We start from the raw sequence: 13,881 nt of genomic DNA on the forward strand, positions 1-13,881 counted from the left end.
TGGAGGCCATCGTGCAGGATGCGGCACGCGACGAAGACCCCCCCCCGACCCCGTCGCGTGCCGCGTCGTCCGGTGGGGAGCGCGCGGCGTCGTGTGATCACCTCTCGCCTTCGGCCGCTGTGAGGGGAGTTTTTCTTTGGCCTAACGTCGCCGGAAACCGTCTGGAAACAGAAATTGGCGACTGTTGAGGCATGTCTGGACCAGCAGATACGGGTAATTCCACGCGCACAGCGTGCTCGTACTGCGGTGTTGGCTGCGGGATCGAGGTTCAGACCAAGTCCGGTTCAGCGGGCACTGTGATCGCCCGCGTGTCCGGCGACAAGCTGCATCCGACGAACTTTGGCCGGTTGTGCACCAAGGGCGCCACCCACGCCGAGCTGATGGCGGCCGCCGACGGGCGCATGACGAGCGCGCTGGTTCGTCCCGAGCGAGGTGCCGAATTCGTGACGACGCCGGTGGACGTCGCGGTGGCCGAGGCAGGCCGGAGGCTGCGTGCGATTCACGACGAGCACGGTCCGGATTCGATAGCCCTGTACGTGTCCGGGCAGATGTCGATCGAGGCCCAGTATCTGGCGAACAAGCTGGCCAAGGGTTTCATCCGCACGGTACACATCGAGTCCAACTCGCGGCTCTGCATGGCCAGTGCCGGAACGGGCTACAAGCAGTCACTGGGGTCCGATGGGCCGCCCGGTTCATACACCGACTTCGACTGCGCCGACGTATTTTTCGTTATCGGCGCGAACATGGCTGACTGCCATCCGATCCTGTTTCTGCGGATGGCCGACCGGTTGAAGGCGGGCGCGAAACTCATTGTGGTCGATCCGCGCCGCACTGCCACGGCGGACAAAGCCGATCTGTTCCTGCAGATCAACCCGGGAACCGATCTGGCGCTTCTCAACGGGCTGCTACATCTACTGGTGGAATCCGGTGCGATTGACCAAGAATTCATCGCCGAGCACACCGAGGGGTGGGAGGCGATGCCGCAGTTTTTGGCGGACTACCCGCCCGCGGTGGTGGCCGGGATCACCGGGATCGCTGAAGCCGATATTCGGGCCGCCGCCGCGATGATCGCTGATGCCGGCGAATGGATGACCTGCTGGACGATGGGTCTTAACCAGAGCACGCACGGTACCTGGAACACCAACGCCATCTGCAATCTGCATTTGGCGACGGGCGCGATCTGCAGGCCGGGTAGCGGCCCTATGTCGTTGACCGGTCAGCCCAACGCGATGGGTGGCCGCGAGATGGGTTACATGGGGCCGGGCTTGCCGGGGCAGCGGTCGGTGGTCAGTGCCGACGACCGAGAGTTTGTCGAACAGGTCTGGGGACTGGCGCCGGGGACCATACGCACCGATGTAGGCCCGGGCACCATTGCGATGTTTGATCAGATGGCGGCGGGCGACATCAAGGCGTGTTGGATCATCTGCACGAATCCGGTTGCGACAGTAGCGAATCGTGCCAATGCCATCACGGGATTGGAAACAGCTGAGCTCGTCATCACGCAGGACACCTATGAAGCCACGGCAACGAACCGGTATGCCGATATCGCGCTGCCGGCCACCCTGTGGGCCGAGGCTGACGCGGTGATGATTAACTCCGAGCGCAACCTGACCCTGCTGCAGCAGTCCGTCGAGCCGATCGGCGAGGCGCGGCCTGACTGGTTGCTCATCTGTCAGGTGGCGGCGGCGATGGGATTCGGGGATCACTTCACCTATGCGTCCAGCGAAGAGGTGTTTGACGAGATCAAACGGTTCTGGAATCCGAAGACCGGCTACGACCTTCGCGGTGCGAGCTATGACCGGTTACGCCAGACCCCACTGCAGTGGCCCTGCCCGCCAGATGACACCAATGACCGGCATCCGATCCGCTACCTCAACGACGGCATCAGTCAAAACCTGTTCGTCGACGCAGAAGGTGGACGGCCTAGGCTGGCCTTCGCCACCCCGTCACGCCGGGCGATCTTCCATCCGCGACCGCATATGGATGCACGTGAATTGCCCGATGACGACTACCCGTTCATTCTGAATACCGGTCGCCTGCAACACCAATGGCACACCATGACCAAGACAGGGCAGGTCGCCAAGCTCAACAAACTGAACAGCGCCCCTTTCGTCGAAGTGCATCCCGATGATGCCGCTGAACTCCATATCGTGGAGGGGCAAGCGATCGAACTGCAGTCGCGGCGGGGGAGGGCGGTACTCCCCGCTGTCGTGACCGACCGTGTGCGGCCAGGGAACTGCTTTGTGCCGTTCCATTGGAATGACGAGCACGGAGAGTACCTCGCCATCAATGCCTTGACCTCCGATGCTGTGGATCCCGATTCGTTGCAGCCCGAGCTGAAGGTCTGCGCCGTCAGCATGCGTCCCACCAAAACTGTTCAACCACCAACACGGCCGGAGGCGCCATCCATGCACCCTGTCGCCGAGGCGATCGGTCTGACAGCGCTGCCCATGCCAGTACTTTCCGGCGAGGAGCAGCTGTATCTCTCAGGGTTTTTCGCCATGATAGGAAACGGCGCCGCCGGTGTGCCAGTGTTGCCGCACGCGGCACCGCTGCACGCCGACACCCGGCTGTGGATCGATGGCGCGCTGGCCGGCATGTATTCGCGTGCCAACGGAACCACCATGGCCCCCATCGTGAATCCGCCGATGGACCGCGCGACGCCGGCTCCGCTGGTGCTGTGGGCGTCGCAAACCGGCAATGCCGAGGAATTCGCGGCTCGGGTTGCCGCCCAATTCGATACCTCCGGAACCGCCGCACGAATCGTCAACATGGACCAGTGCACGCTGCAGGATCTGGCGGCGGTCCACGACGTTTTGGTGGTGACCAGCACCTTTGGCGACGGAGGCCCGCCAGACAACGGCGCCGCTTTTTGGGACGGACTTCACGGATCTGAGGCGCCATCACTGCATGGAATGCGGTTCGCGGTACTGGGAATTGGTGATCGCGCCTACGAAAATTTCTGCGGCCATGCCAAATCCATCGACGAGCGGATGGCCGCGCTGGGGGCCACTCGGCTGATGGATCGGCTGGACTGTGAGATCTACGACGACGGACCGCTCGAGCAGTGGGTCCAGCAGGTCACCGCACTGATCGCGACGCAGCGCGCACGCCCCGATCAGTCGGTCGCCGAAGTCACTGTCGCCCCAGTGGTTGAGGTGGTCACGCCCAGCTTTATGCCAAGTGGATCCCTCGCCACTGTCGAGATGTTCACGCGCGCCAACCCGGTAATCGCCCCACTTTGTCGCAACACAGTGCTCACACCTGAGGGTTCAGCAAAAGAGGTGCGCCAGTTCGGGTTCGATCTCTCGGAGTTGGGTGTTAGTTATGGTGTCGGCGACGCGCTCGGTGTTTATCCGACCAATAGTGACCGCGCTGTCGACGCCTGGCTTGCCGCGACCGGCTTGCGGGCAGAGGAGATCATCGAGGTCGACGGCACCGAACAATCACTGCGACAGGCGTTGACCACGTCCTACGACATCGGCCGGATCACACCGAACCTGCTGAGTTTTCTGGCCGACACCACCACGGATTCCGGCTCGGCCAAGACGTTGCGTGCCGCCCGGGGTGAGCTGAGCGCGTGGGCATTCGGCCGCAACGGAATCGATGTGGTGCAAGACTTTCCGGTGAGGGCAGACATCGAGCAGTGGCAGGACGTCCTGGTGCGATTGACGCCGCGTTCGTACTCCATCTCGTCGAGCCCGCTGACCAGTCCGGACGAAGTGCAGCTGACTGTCTCGGTTGTGCGATATCAGACGGCGAATGGTGCCGAACGTGGTGGTGTGTGCTCCACGTTTCTCGCCGACCGCGCGGGGGAGACGCCAACGCCGATCTTTCTGCAGAAATCACCTCACTTCAGACCACCGGAGGACTCTGGGACGCCGATGATCATGATCGGACCCGGCACCGGCATCGCACCATTTCGGGGCTTCTTGCATGAACGTCGCGCGCTCGGTCACACCGGACCTAACTGGCTGTTCTTCGGCGATCAGCATGCCGCCCAACACTTCTACTACCGTGATGACCTGACTGATATGGTTGCCGACAAGTTTCTGACCAGACTTGAGCTTGCCTTCTCCCGCGACCAGAAGAAGCGGGTCTACGTGCAGCACAAGATGATCGAACATGGTGCCGAACTATGGTCTTGGCTGCAGGATGGTGCTCATCTCTATGTCTGCGGTGACGCAAGTAAAATGGCCAAGGACGTCGATAACGCCCTGACCACGGTTATCGAGACGTACGGACGGCTTTCGGCCGAGCAAGCCCGAGATTACAAACGCGAACTCGTCGCCAATAAGCGCTACTTGCGCGACGTCTATTAGCTAGAGGGATTGCATTCTCGGCCACATGATCGACCAGGGCTGCAGCGGACCCACGCACTTCCAGATCGTGATTCCCCGGGTCACTTGCGGCATCCCCAGGCGTACCCCGAATCTCTCTACTTCTACGACGGAGGCGAATCGGGCTTGCAGGTCGGCCCTGTTGCTGCCGACCCACAATATGGTTTCCGCATTATCAGGTGGAGCGCCGAAGTAACCGAAGCCGCGTTTGGGGCTGAAGATCGCGGGAAGGTCGGCTCTCTCCCGGTTGTAGTCGAGCGCACTGGCCTGGATGTAACGTTCCGTGACAATCACCGCATTGTTGCGCTGTGCGGACGGGAGTTCCCGGTAGGCGTTACTCACCTCCGTCGTCAATTCGGACCAGCCGAACTCTCCGTAGGCCTGACTTGCCAGTCCCTCAGTGAAGTCGGCTGCGGGGATCAGTCGTGAGGCAGGACGCCACGGTGTGGCCCAAAGCACGAATACAGCGATTGACGCGACCGTTAGGGGTATCGCAGTAGCCATGACCCAGCGATTGCGTAATGCCGACAACTCAACTGCTCCGGCGGCGATCACCGCGGCGTAGATGCCGATGCCGTACTGGATGCGCCCACCGGTTAATGCGAACACGGTGACCACCATCAGGAACGCCACGCCGAGAAATCTGTACGGGCGCAAGCGCGGTGATCGGCACAGTCGCCATGTTCCGTACACCAAGAGCACCGCGCCGATTAACCCGCACATTTGTATAGCTCGGGGAATGAAGGTCGCCGACCCGTACAGCATGCTGGTCTGGCCGCGGATGACCGTGCCCATCGCTGCTTGCGGCCACCCATGCTGTGACTGCCAAACCAGCATCGGGACACCCGACAGCGTCACCGCGATGGCGCCGCACCACAGTGCGGGCCGGCGCAGCAATTCTCGGGGGCCTACACACGCGACGGCGATGAGCATTGCGATCCAGAAGACCGGGATGAGGAACTTCACCTGTAGGGCTGCCATGGTTACCAACCCGGCGGCAAGTAGCAACCCGTCGTGCCGGGTTCGTACCCAGCGCACCACCAACCAGGTCAGCACCGCCCACATCGCGGTATCAATGATGTTGGTGGTCAAGGTGCCTGCCTCGCCCAGTATGCCGAATGCGGTGCTACAGCCCATCGCTGCCAGAACCTGCGCGCGGCGGCCGCCACCCAGCTCACACGCGATGAGAGCACTGACCACCACGACGACCAGAACGGCAACAATTCCCGGAACCCGCAGTGCAACAAACGATCCCGGAAAAGCCCAGTCCACTCCACGAGCAAGGAACGGCACCAACGGACCCTGATCGGCGTAACTGAACGAGGGTCGCTTGCCTGCTGCGATGAAGTACAGCTCGTCGTAGTAGTAGCCGTATCTCGTGGCCGATAACACCGCCACAATCCCCGCTGCGATGGTTACGGCCGCGACAGGGCCCGTCGCGAACGGTGGAGTGCGGTTATGGGCGTCCTCGACAACAGGCGCAGACATGCCGACAACTGTAAGAGCAGGAGTCCTTCGGCCGCAGTCTTAAAAGTTGTGGCAGTTGTTGACTGCTCTGCCTACCGGCCCCGACGACGAATCCATGATGTCATCGCTGATGCCTCGCCACTGTTGGTGGCCCAGGGTTTGTTCGAACGTGTTCAACTCCTGCTGGCGTTGTCCCGGCGGGGCCGCGAGAAGTCCGGCGAGCCCGATCCGCAACTCATTCTCCAGCTTCGGGTCACGGCTGATCTTGCGCCAGATCAAGGGGTCGTTCTGCTGCAGCGACGACATCACCTGCTGCTCAGAGCATGTGGTGGTGTTCAAATCGTCAGCGTATGCCTGCCCTGCTATCGCAACAGCTAAGCAGGACAGTCCTGCCGCCATACCCACACACAAAAGGCCCCGCCCGCCTCTGCTCATTCCATTCATGGCAGAGGACTTTAGTGAGCTTCGCATTCAGCGGCGGTGAGATTCAGAAATAAGGCTGGCCGCCCAGAAATCCTGGACGGCCAGCCTTACTTTGTTCTACCAGCTAGTGAAACTTAGATGGTCTGCACCGAGACGGCCTGGGGGCCGCGATCGCCGGCTTCCTCTTCGAAGCTAACGCGATCGTTCTCATTGAGGGTGCGGAATCCGCCGTTGCTGACGATCGCTGAGAAGTGAACAAACAGGTCCTTGTTGCCATTGTCCGGGGTGATGAACCCGAATCCCTTTTCGGCGTTGAACCACTTGACGGTGCCTTGGGCCATGCGATAACTCTCCTGAGTATCTAGATACGGGACCGACGTTCGATCCTGGGTCTGCGGAGGTACGCGAAATCAAAGCAACCGGTAAAAGTCACGCAGATTGGAGTGTGTCCGCCGCGGAAAATCTTCGCGAGCGTGTCACTAAGAAAATCAACCGTTTTCACCATATCAGAGCCTCGGACCGATAACCAAAGCGCGGGACACCGCTAGCCTGATCACCAAGACATAGCCGAACCGAAAGAGGCGACTCCCGTGAGCCCGTACTGGCAGTCGTATTGGTACCAGGTCATGTGTAACGAAGACCGGAACCCCGGCTGGAAGCCACTCCACGCAGGTCCCCTCGACCAGGTGCCGAACAAGTCCCTCGTCACCGGCACTCTCGCGGACTGGGTTATCCCTGTTCTCGACGACGCGGCGGACGAAATCGACTGGATCTCCGGCGAGATTCGCATCGACTGCTACACCGAGGCCGCACCGATCCCCGGCATCGCGCCGTTCCTGTCCAGCGAAACCCGTGAAGTGCCACGCATCAGTCACTACCGGCCAACTTCCGGGCTCAACCAGTGAATGGCCCCGACGAAGGAAGTGAGGTCGAGGCCAAGTCTCACGATGGTCTCAGTTGCGCAAAGGTACCGTGGCACACCCGCGAGGCGGGGGTCGAAATTGCCTGCTCGACCCTAGTGTCAGCTGTTATGGCCGGACTTGGCAACTACGTGAAGCGATGGCGCGCAGCGCTTTACGCAAGTGTGTCAGCTTTGATGCTTGCTGCACTCGGACTCCCTGTTGTGCCCGTAGCCCATGCGGCTGCGGTCACGGCCACCTTGTCGGTGACGTCGACGTGGCAGACGGGTTTCATCGCCAATTTCACCATCACCAATTTGAGTTCGACACCGCTGTCTGATTGGGCGCTTGAATTCGACTTGCCGATAGGCGAGTCCATCCGGCACACCTGGAGTAGCACCATCACCCAATCGGGCACGCACTATGTGCTCACCCCTGCGAATTGGAATCGCATCATTCCAGCGGGTGGTTCAGCCACCGGTGGCCTACGAGGCGTACTGAGTGGCTCCTACACGCCACCGTTGAATTGTGTGCTCAACCGGCAATACCCTTGTACCTAAGTGCGATTGTGCCCGCCGGCGATCAGTTTGTGGCGTTGAGGATCTTGATGGCGAAGACGAGAGTGTCACCCGCGCGAATGCCCGCGCTGGGCTGACCCGCCGGATAGCCGTCGGCCGAGGTCATGGCGACAGCGACCGTGGACCCGACCTTCTGGCCTGCGATGGCCTTCTTGAAGCCTGGCACTACTCCGCCTAGCGGGAACTGGGCCGGCGTGCCGCGTTCATAGCTGCTGTCGAACACGGACCCATCACGCCCGTTGACGCCCATGTAGCAGACCGAAACCGTGGCCAAGTCTCCGACGATCGTGCCCGACCCGGCCTGCAGCGTGTGCACCTGGGTCTCGGTCACGCTGAACGGGGCAGTCACATTCACCGACGGCGCCGCCGTATCCGTAGAGCCGGTCACCGCGACATTGCCGGTGCTCCCTGCCAGCGTCCACTCGGGTGTGCCACCGCCCTGCGGTGCTGCCGTCGGGCATCCGCTCGCCGTGGTGGCGGGGTCAGCCGGGGCAGATTTGGCCTCGGAATCGGATCCGCACGCTGCGAGCGCCACGACGAATGAGGCGGCGCAGGCGGCAAGTGCGACGGAGGGGGAAACACGCGAGGGATTCACGGTTGTCACGCTAACAGCTGCGTGGTGGCGCCTGATCGGTGTGACAACAGGAAGAGACCAGCACTGTCGGTATCGCCCTGGTTAGGTATAGTCCGGCCGGTCGAGGGGCTCAGCTGAACTGACCTACATCGTAGGACGACGCGAGAGGAAGTCCATGAGGACGATCGCATACCGCCAGAAGGCAGTCGTCGGTCTGACTGCCGTCGCGCTGATCACCGTGAGCTGCAGCAATGGCAAGACCCCAGACATTCAATCGCCTCAGATCGGGTTGATCGTCACGTCTTCGTCGGTAGCGCCGGCGCAGCCGACCGAGGTCAAGCTCATCGGGGACAGGGGCGTCGAGGTGACCCTGTCCGGTCCGATCGCCGCCAAATACTCATCGGCGACGGAGGACCAGAAGAAGGCACTCGGCGAGGCGCTGACCGGCGACCACAACGCGGGCACGCGCGACAGCGGCGCGGTCTTCCAGCAGTTCCAGGGCGGTGCGATCATCGCCAAGAACAACCAGACGGGCACGCCCGCATACATCGTCGTCGGCAAGATCCGGGACGCGTGGAACATCCAGCGAGACCCGGACGGCACACCGTCCGTCACGGGGAACAACGGTTCCGCTGGTCCGCTGGGCCTACCCACCAGCGACGAGAACACCGAGGACGATCTGCTGGTGTCGACCTTCGAGCACGGCAAGATCGAATACAACGCCAAGACCGGCCAGGTCGAGGTGACGGTGAACGGCAAGGTCGTACCGTCCGGGCTGTAACACCGGCCACTCATGTCCGGCATCGAGCTGGCCGCCGCGGAACGCTAGCAGTCTGACGGGCGCGGCGCCGCGGCTCGTATCGTTGGGGCGTACTTATGCCAGATAAGAAGCGATCCCACGGAAAGCGCACCGAGGAACGCGAACGCAACCCGGAACCCGCATTCCTGGGCGATGTACCCGCCGAGCAGTGGACTCAGACACGCTCCGACGCCTTGGGCAGCCATCAACGCTCCCTGCCCGATGTTGATGTGTCCGCTCCCTTCCAGCAGCTGTGCCACCAGCCCGGGAACCGCGACTGAAAGCATCCCTGCCCCTATGCCATCGAGGATCTGAACCGGAACAATTCCCCACGTAGTGACAATGGTGGCGGCGACGAGTCCACGTACCGGCAGGGCGACGAAGGCGATGGCAAACACCGTCCAGTAACCGCGTATGCGAGCTATCCGGGTCGCGGCCAGCGAGGCGATCACCATCACCGCCTGCGCGACAACCACAGTCGCGGCGACGGTAATGAACGGGTCAGCCTGGTGGGCGACGACCGCCAGACCGTACAGGGGCAGCATTGCCGCATTCCCCAGGTGAAACAGCAGGATCGCTGCCGCCGCAGCGCGTAACACGGGAGAGCGCGCCAGAATCTGTAAACCGCTTGCGGGGTAGGAATTTTCGTCTGTAGCGCCGCGCGCAGCCTGGTCATCGATGTGGCGAGCAGGAATCGACAATACGGCGATGATCGCGGCTACCGCGAACAGGGCCGCGAGCGCGAAAACCGCAGCGAATCCGAAGTACCAACCAAGAACCCCGGAGAGCGCTGCCCCCACCATGTTTCCGGCGTGGTTGTATGCCTGATTACGGCCATTTTGTGTCACGAACCCCGACTGGCGCACCACCCCGAGGGTGATCCCGATGATCGCTGGGCCAAGAACAGCCGCGGCAACTGCCGACGCTGCCTGAGCGGCGGCCACTACCCAGAATCTTCCGGAAACCAAGACCAGCGCCGATGCCGCGACCGTGCATAACGCAGCCAGGACAACCCAGAACCTTTTACGGCCCGTCGCGTCGATGAGGGCGCCCGCCGGTGTGGTCGATGCCAGTCCCACAGCATTACCCAGCGCGGTGACTGCGCCGATGGCTCCTGTTGCCCAGCCGCGACCGGCCAATAAGACCCCTAGAAATGGACCGACACCCGCCTGCACGTCCGCCATGAAGAAATTGGCTGCCGCCAAGGCGTTACGGTCGCGCGCACTCACCACGGGCGTACGTCCAATAGTGGATCTTCACGTCGGCTGGAATGCAATGTAGCGCAGGGTGTTTCGTTGTGGGGGACAGTCCAACTGCTGTATACGGTTCGAATCACGGTAACCATTCCCTTCGTCTGCGCCGTCTTTCTCTACAGTCGCACGGCCCGGCCCCTGATCACACATCATCCATTCTTCTCCGTAAGGCCAACTGCTTACGAAAACCATTATCCGGATAACGAAGTCGATACCTCACCCACGGCGGTTAGTCCTCGTTTGGGGAGCCGGTCCGTGCATGTCAGTCGAAGCAGGCTCACGCCGACGCGTAGATGGGTCACTAAATATTGCTCGAATGCAACATGTTCTTTTTCACGTGATGGCTAGCCAACCGGCAGTCGCGAGAGCGTTACCGTGTTGAAGGCGCCTAATTCTCATTTGAGTGCCATATCAGGAAGGTTGCGAGTCGATGTCTTCAGCACCGCACAGTAGGTATCAAGAGCAACTGAACGTTCGGCCGCAAGATCAGCAGGCTGCGGAGAAATCAACAGCGGCAGTTGATCTCAGCGATCTACGAACTGCCATTCGGGGCAACGTGTCTGTACCGGGGGATGTCGATTTCGAGCGGCTGAGCATGCCGTGGGATCTGACCGTGAATCAATCGGTACGTGCCGTTGCGGAGGTCGCAGACACTGCGGATGCGTGCGCGCTGGTTCGGTTCGCTCGCGATAACGAAATCGCAATCGCGGCTCAGCCCAACGGACATGGGGCGACCGAGGCGCTAAACGGGACGGTACTGGTGCGAACGCGGCGCATGAATGAGATCCGCGTAGATCCGCAGGCGCGGTCCGTACGAGTTGGCGCGGGCGTGTCATGGGGAGCCGTGCTGGCCGCGGGAGAATCGTTCAACTTGATAGGCGCATCCGGAAGTTCTCCTGTGGTAGGTGTCGCCGGCTACACCCTGGGGGGTGGGCTGAGTTGGTTCAGCCGCTCTTTCGGTTGGGCGGCCGACAGCGTCATTGCCTATGAGGCCATCAGTGCAGAAGGCGACGCGATCCATGTGACGGCGGATTCAGCATCCGAGCTGTTCTGGGCGTTGCGCGGTGGAGGAGGCGATTACGCATTGGTCACCGCCCTAGAGTTCGCACTCCATCCCCTCACATCGCTCTATGGAGGTTCGATGCTTTGGCCCGCTGCTAAAGCGAGCGACGTACTGACAGCCTTCCGTGATGTAACAGCAACAGCACCAGACGGATTGAGTGTTTGGTGCGGTCTGGCGAACCTGCCGGGTATGGAGCCGTTCGTCGGCATTTACAGCACCTATCTTGGCTCGTCGGACCCTAAGCAGTCCTGGCTTCGCCCCCTCGAGAAGATCACTGGCCGATTCTTCGACAGCCACCGAAAGCTACGGCCAGCCGAATTGGGAACGATCACGAATGAGCCCACCGATCCCTCGCCGTTGATCCAGCGAGGGACACTACTGACCAGTCTCGATGACGCGAGCATGACCGAACTATTCACCAAACCCATTGCTCCGCTGTCATTTATACAAATCCGCCATCTGGGCGGAGCGTTGGCGCGCGGTTCCGACAGTCCCGCCGGGCAGGTTGCCGAGCCCTACTACATAACCCTGGGCGGAGTTCCGACCGCGGAACTAGCAGCGACCGAGATCGGTCGGCACATCACGGAGAATCTCGGCATGCTGTCTCCCATAGACGGCGGCCGCACACTGTTTACGTTTCTCGCGCCGGAACAAGAGGCGGCAGAAGCCTTCGATGGGCCTACGTTGGCCCGGCTGCGGGATGCTAAGCGCCGGTACGATCCTCGGAGCGTGTTCCGAAGCAATCATCCTGTGTTGGCGTAGCAGTCAGTCCAATAGACGGGCTGGAGCCGCCATGATGTGTCCGCCTTCATCGACTGCGGACGAGCGACGTCACCGAGGTTCTGCGGTGGAGCGTTGACCCAACCCGCGATCCAGCGCAGGGCAAGCGCATCGCACGCCAGCCAGCTTCGTCACCGCGAGCGACCACAGGAGCAAGACGAAACCGCGGAGCTGGGCGGCTTTGGTTGGCTTCTTGGCGTGGCCGAAGTCTACGGTGCGCACCGAGGTGATCCGCCGGTAGAGGCGCTCAAAGTTGTCCACTTGCCGTTGCAGCGCTGCCTTATCGATCAGTTCTGTTTCATCGCCTGGCAGCTCGGCAAGCAGGTACAGCGGTGCAGTGACGAGGGAAATTGCTGGTATACCGGCGTGCAGTAGAGGCTCGCCCTCGCCGAAATGAACAAGTGCAGTAGGTCTGGAAACGCGGGCGGTCCCCTCGTCTGCAGCCTGCCACTCCGCCCGTGCAAGGTGAGCGAGTTCTGGCGTGGTCGCATACAGAAGCTCGGGCTCTACCCGGCCAGTCGGCCGGAATTCGTTTGCGTCGGGGTCGTCAATAAATTCGCGAGCACCAAGGTGCTCAACAGCGAGGCCCGCGACTGCGCGCCGCTGTCCAGCGCCGCCAGCCCACAACTCAGGGTGGTCGGCCAGGAAGCGTTGGGTCGCTTGTCCCTTGGACGTGACTGCAGGGATTCGCATATGCCCACTGGTGAAAACGAAGACAGTCGTGCGATCGGGGGGATCGGCTGCGGCGGCGCGGGCCATAGCAACCATTGCTATATGCCCGTTCTCCTCAACGATATTGACACCATCGGTATGAGTCACGACAAAGACGGTCTCATTCGGCCTGCTGGTTCCTTCTACCGTCGTCCAGATGGTCCGGGTAGATGAATCAGGGATGATCTGATAGTTCAGTACCAGCGTCGCGTGCTCGCGACTGGTCGCGCGCTCACGCACGGTAGCGGCAGCTTCGCCGCTGACGAATACGACAGGGATGCCCTGATAGTCCATTGTGAACGGGATATACTGGCCGCGCGCGTGATTATCACTTATGTTGCGCCATAATAGGATAACTGCCTTGACTCCCGCCTTCCGTGCACGTGACAGGCCAAGTCCGGCAATCGTCGCGGCGATCAGCGGGTTGCGCACCGCAGGCCATGGCACATCGTTTCCCCAGGTATCGATGACTGCGGCAAAAGGCAACCCGAAGTTGTTGACTTCAAGAACCGCGATCTCTCCTCGCGCCTTGCTCCAGGCGGGTATTGGTCCGCGTAGCCGGACCAAGTGCCCGGATACGCCGTTAGGCCCAGTAGTCCCCGAGTACGGAAAGGCGGACGCAATCGGAACTGGCCGCCCGGCGACCGTGAGAGTGGGACCCGCGTCACCCTGCGGCGCCCAGCGCGTAAAGGGCAGCACGTCGCTGCGCACATCGAGTCCCGAATCGAAGAGTTGAGTCTCGATGTGCTTGATCAGCTCCTCGTGCTCGACGGCACCGGTGACCCGACTCTTCAATCGGTTTAGTAACGCCACCTCTTGATCGATCTGATCGGCCGTGATGATGGACGGCGATCTTTCGCTATCTCTCATATCGGTAGCCTCCATTCATCGCGTGCCGGTCCGCGCCGAACTTACTTGCTCCACCAGTGTCGATACACTATGTATCGAGATCTGTCGCCGATACTATAACCGGATGGGCGAACTGCGAAACTTG

At 61.5% G+C, this 13,881-nt stretch carries 11 protein-coding genes; 5 read left to right on the forward strand and 6 right to left on the reverse strand.

What is annotated here, in order from left to right:
- Positions 1-191: 191 nt before the first annotated feature.
- Positions 192-4,322 (forward strand): bifunctional nitrate reductase/sulfite reductase flavoprotein subunit alpha, encoded by a 4,131-nt coding sequence (locus ABG82_RS13510; protein ID WP_043079626.1) that lies wholly within the window; start codon positions 192-194, stop codon positions 4,320-4,322.
- Here the strand turns inward: ABG82_RS13510 and ABG82_RS13515 are convergent, their stop codons facing one another.
- The 3 genes from ABG82_RS13515 to ABG82_RS13525 form a co-directional block, all read right to left on the reverse strand.
- Positions 4,323-5,828: an ArnT family glycosyltransferase gene (locus ABG82_RS13515; RefSeq protein WP_043079627.1), complete on the reverse strand. Its 1,506-nt coding sequence runs from the start codon at positions 5,826-5,828 to the stop codon at positions 4,323-4,325. It abuts the gene before it with no gap.
- A gap of 39 nt (positions 5,829-5,867) precedes the next feature.
- Positions 5,868-6,146: a hypothetical protein gene (locus ABG82_RS13520; RefSeq protein WP_054491374.1), complete on the reverse strand. Its 279-nt coding sequence runs from the start codon at positions 6,144-6,146 to the stop codon at positions 5,868-5,870.
- Positions 6,147-6,364: 218 nt separating this feature from the next.
- Positions 6,365-6,571, reverse strand: coding sequence for a cold-shock protein (locus ABG82_RS13525; protein WP_043079629.1), 207 nt, complete (start codon positions 6,569-6,571; stop codon positions 6,365-6,367).
- 249 nt (positions 6,572-6,820) lie between these two features.
- Between ABG82_RS13525 and ABG82_RS13530 the strand changes: the two genes are divergently transcribed.
- Positions 6,821-7,135 carry a hypothetical protein gene (locus ABG82_RS13530; protein WP_043079630.1) on the forward strand — a complete coding sequence of 105 codons (315 nt, stop codon included), beginning with the start codon at positions 6,821-6,823 and terminating at the stop codon, positions 7,133-7,135.
- A gap of 125 nt (positions 7,136-7,260) precedes the next feature.
- Positions 7,261-7,689 (forward strand): cellulose-binding domain-containing protein, encoded by a 429-nt coding sequence (locus tag ABG82_RS13535; RefSeq protein ID WP_043079631.1) that lies wholly within the window; start codon positions 7,261-7,263, stop codon positions 7,687-7,689.
- 22 nt (positions 7,690-7,711) lie between these two features.
- On the opposite strand, the gene ABG82_RS13540 is transcribed toward ABG82_RS13535, so the two are convergent.
- Complete coding sequence (locus tag ABG82_RS13540; RefSeq protein ID WP_043079660.1) at positions 7,712-8,242, reverse strand: FKBP-type peptidyl-prolyl cis-trans isomerase; 531 nt, start codon at positions 8,240-8,242, stop codon at positions 7,712-7,714.
- 214 nt (positions 8,243-8,456) lie between these two features.
- Here ABG82_RS13540 and ABG82_RS13545 point away from each other — a divergent pair, with 214 nt between their 5' ends.
- Complete coding sequence (locus tag ABG82_RS13545) at positions 8,457-9,062, forward strand: LGFP repeat-containing protein (RefSeq protein WP_043079632.1); 606 nt, start codon at positions 8,457-8,459, stop codon at positions 9,060-9,062.
- Between the two features lie 44 nt (positions 9,063-9,106).
- Here ABG82_RS13545 and ABG82_RS13550 read toward each other — a convergent pair whose 3' ends face one another.
- A complete protein-coding gene (locus tag ABG82_RS13550; protein WP_234708087.1) occupies positions 9,107-10,309 on the reverse strand; it encodes an MFS transporter in 1,203 nt (400 codons plus the stop codon).
- A gap of 454 nt (positions 10,310-10,763) precedes the next feature.
- Between ABG82_RS13550 and ABG82_RS13555 the strand changes: the two genes are divergently transcribed.
- On the forward strand, positions 10,764-12,158 hold the full coding sequence (locus ABG82_RS13555; RefSeq protein WP_078343860.1) for an FAD-dependent oxidoreductase: 1,395 nt from the start codon (positions 10,764-10,766) through the stop codon (positions 12,156-12,158).
- A 69-nt stretch (positions 12,159-12,227) separates the two neighbouring features.
- Here the strand turns inward: ABG82_RS13555 and ABG82_RS13560 are convergent, their stop codons facing one another.
- Positions 12,228-13,757 (reverse strand): hypothetical protein, encoded by a 1,530-nt coding sequence (locus ABG82_RS13560; protein WP_234708089.1) that lies wholly within the window; start codon positions 13,755-13,757, stop codon positions 12,228-12,230.
- Between the last annotated feature and the right edge of the window lie 124 nt (positions 13,758-13,881).

The sequence above is a fragment of the Mycobacteroides immunogenum genome (genome assembly GCF_001605725.1).
Classification (GTDB): domain Bacteria; phylum Actinomycetota; class Actinomycetes; order Mycobacteriales; family Mycobacteriaceae; genus Mycobacterium; species Mycobacterium immunogenum.